The following is a 3441-nucleotide window of genomic DNA, read 5'->3' on the forward strand; positions in this document are numbered from 1 at the left end:
ACGACGAGGACGTCGTTCTTCCGGGATTTGTGAACGACGAGGACGTCGTTCTTCCGGGATTTGTGAACGACGAGGACGTCGTTCTTCCTGAATAAAAAGCCACTTAGGGCTTTTAAAGTATCTCAACCCTCTAAACCTTTTCAACCCTCTAAACCTTATTTTCCTTTTATGTTTTTTCAATATGGACTGGATATTATATGATTTTTTGGATATTGCTTTCTATATTCTTATACCCTTCAGTTATGTATATTCCATTCTGCATTTTTCAGTGGGCTTCATACCAATTTTTCCCTACTCCCACATCCGTTTTCAGATGGATTTTTTTTGCATATTCTGGGGGTAACGCATTTTCCATAGCGGTTTTAACAATTTCCTTTGCTTCTTCCAGGATACTTTTATGGATTTCAAAAACCAGTTCATCGTGCACCTGGAGAATCATTTTGATATCTTCACGCTTATCTATCTGCTTATAAATGTCAATCATAGCTACTTTAATCAAATCAGCGGCAGTACCTTGAATGGGCATATTTACAGCAATTCTTTCTGCTTCGCTTTTAAGTCCCTGGTTTTTACTGTCAATATTGGTAATGTATAATCGCCTGCCCAAAAGGGTTTCCGCATAATGTTGTTGACGGGCTTTATAAACACACTGATTGATAAAATTGCGGATAGAAGGGAATTGGGCATAGTAATCGTCTATAATTTCTTTTGCTTCCTTCAGGGAAATACCCAATTCCCGGGAAAGTTTGCGCTGTCCCATTCCGTAGAGAATGCCGAAGTTAATGGTTTTAGCAGCTCTTCTTTGGTCGGGAGTAACATTTGCCAAAGCAATATTAAATATTTTGGCAGCCATTCTTTTATGAATATCCAGGTCTTGTTTAAATGCTTCCAGAAGGACTTCATCTTCACTCATCAGAGCCAGTAAACGCAATTCTATTTGAGAATAATCCGCATCCAGAATAAGATGTTCCTCATCCTTGGCACAAAATGCTTTCCGGATTTCGCGTCCAATTTCTGTGCGCACCGGGATATTTTGCAAATTGGGATTGGAAGAAGAAAGGCGTCCTGTGGAAGTAACTGTCTGATTAAAAGAGGAATGAATTCTTCCGGTTTCCGGATTTATCATTTTAGGCAGGGCGCTAACATAAGTTGATAGCAGTTTTGAAAGCTGTCTATATTGAATAATGATAGCTGCAATTTCATAGTCCACAGCAAGTTCTTCCAAAACACTGTTATCCGTAGAATAGCCGGTTTTGGTTTTTCTGCCGCAGGGCAATTTTTTTTCTTCAAACAGCAGTTTAGCCAGTTGCTGGGTAGAATTGATGTTAAATTCATATCCCGCATAGTTATATATCTTATCTGTCAGGATTTTAAGCTCCAGATTTATCTGGTGCGAAATTTCGCTTAACACGGAACAGTTAATAGCCACACCGTTCATTTCAATATGCTGTAAAACCTTAATCAGAGGAAGTTCCACTGTATCAAAAAGATTTGCCATTACGCTGAAATCCAGTTTTCTACGATAAACAGGATAGAGCTTATAAACCGCCCAGGCATCTTCTGCAGAGTATTTACATGCTATTTCCGTATCCACCAGGTCAAAAGTGCTCTGGTTTTTCCCTTTGCCAATTAACTCGCTGATAGGTATCATCTTATAATTCAATTCATTAAGAGCGCAGGTCTCCAGAGAATAATGCAGCGTTCCAGGATCAAGTATATAGGCAGCCAGCATTGTATCAAACAGTGGATTATCAAGGTCTAAACCATTGCGGGCAAGGACTATTAAATCAAACTTGAGGTTATGTCCCAATAGCAGTTTCCCCTTTAAGGCATCTTCCAAATGATGAAGAACTTCCTTTAACTGCAAATTATCAGCTAATTGATGTCCCAGGGGAAGATAGTATGCTTTCTTTTCATCAACGCAAAAGGAAATTCCTACCAAATTTGCCAGCATTGGTTCAGGGGAATCCGTTTCTGTATCTATGGAAATTTGCTTCGCCGCTTTCAATTCTTTAAGTAAAGATACGAAATTAAGTGTATTTACTAAAATCGCTGAAAAAGGCATTTTATCGTCCGTTTCTTCAGTTTCCTCTTGTGTCTTAACATTGTCCGTAAAAATATCGTCCTGATATTCGGTTTGTGGTTTTGCTGTATTTGTTTCAGGATATTTCAGTTCAATTTTTCGCTTAATGGAGCTAATTTCGTATTCCTCCAATAAAGGAATGGCTTTTCGCAAATCCTTAGCCCAAAAAGTAAGGTGTTCCAGATTCGGTTTAGGAATTGGAACATCCGTATTTATTGTTGCCAGTTGCCTTGAGAGATAAGCATTTTCCTCGTTTTCCCGAAGAGTTTCTTGCACACGAGGTTTTAACTTATCCAAATTAGCGTAAATATTATCCAGCGTTTTATATTCGGAAAGCAGCATTGCAGCAGTTTTAGGTCCGATGCTTTTCACTCCGGGAATATTATCAGAAGCATCTCCAACAAGGGCAAGATAATCTATAAACTGCTCGGGATAAACACCATACTTGGCATAAACGGCATCCCGATCCAAAATAACATCTTTCATTGGATCAAGCATAACCGAATGCTCATCAACTAATTGACAGTAATCCTTGTCACTGGTTAAAAACACAATTTGAAACTTATCTTTATATTGCTTCCCCAAAGTTCCTAAAATGTCATCCGCTTCATAACCATCAAGACCGATTTCCTCTAAGCCGATTAACTCAAAAAAGCGTTTCACCGGCTCAATTTGAACTACAAGTTCATCAGGCATTGGAGGACGCTGTGCCTTATATGCCTCATAAAGATTATGCCGAAAAGTAGGAGCTTTGCGGTCAAAAGAAATGGCTGCATAAGCTGCCTGAGTATTTTCCAGGATGTGCAAAAAAGAATTTATTACCCCGAAAATGGCACTGGTATGCATTCCTTTGCTGTTGATTAAAGGATTTTTTATGAAAGCAAAATGCGCTCTATAAAGTAATGCCGTGCCATCAATTAAATATAATTTCTCTGCCATTTCCCAACCATCCTTTGGCTTGTTTTTTCTTTTCCGACATTAAAATAGGAGCAGGGATTTTTTGGCAAGGGAATTTTAAAAAAAACAGGAGAGCAGCTTTGAGAAATAATTGCAGCAGGTTGGTAACAGCAATTCTTATGAAAAAGAACTTGACTTGAATTGACAAGCTGGAAAGAATGTAATTGGTTAATTGCTCTAACATAGATTGTGAAAAACGAGGATGATAAAATGTTCTCAAATAACCTGAGAAACAATGAGGTGGAATTTATACCAACTTTTAGGACCAAACAAAACTCAGGGTTTCCCAAATTATCAAACACATAAGGAGAAGAAATGAAACAATGTATATTATTGCTTGCCTTGATGCTCATTTTAATTCCTTTAAGTGGAACAGAAAGAGTAGGGGGTTGGATTCATAA

The 3441-nt window shown here is 38.2% G+C and carries 1 protein-coding gene; it reads right to left on the bottom strand.

The window, feature by feature from the left end; all coding sequences use genetic code 11:
* Nucleotides 1-265 precede the first annotated feature (265 nt).
* A complete protein-coding gene (gene polA / locus PLE33_08485; GenBank protein ID HPS61278.1) occupies nucleotides 266-3022 on the bottom strand; it encodes a DNA polymerase I in 2757 nt (918 codons plus the stop codon).
* Nucleotides 3023-3441 lie beyond the last annotated feature (419 nt).

Source organism: Candidatus Cloacimonas sp., assembly GCA_035403355.1.
Lineage (GTDB): Bacteria > Cloacimonadota > Cloacimonadia > Cloacimonadales > Cloacimonadaceae > Cloacimonas.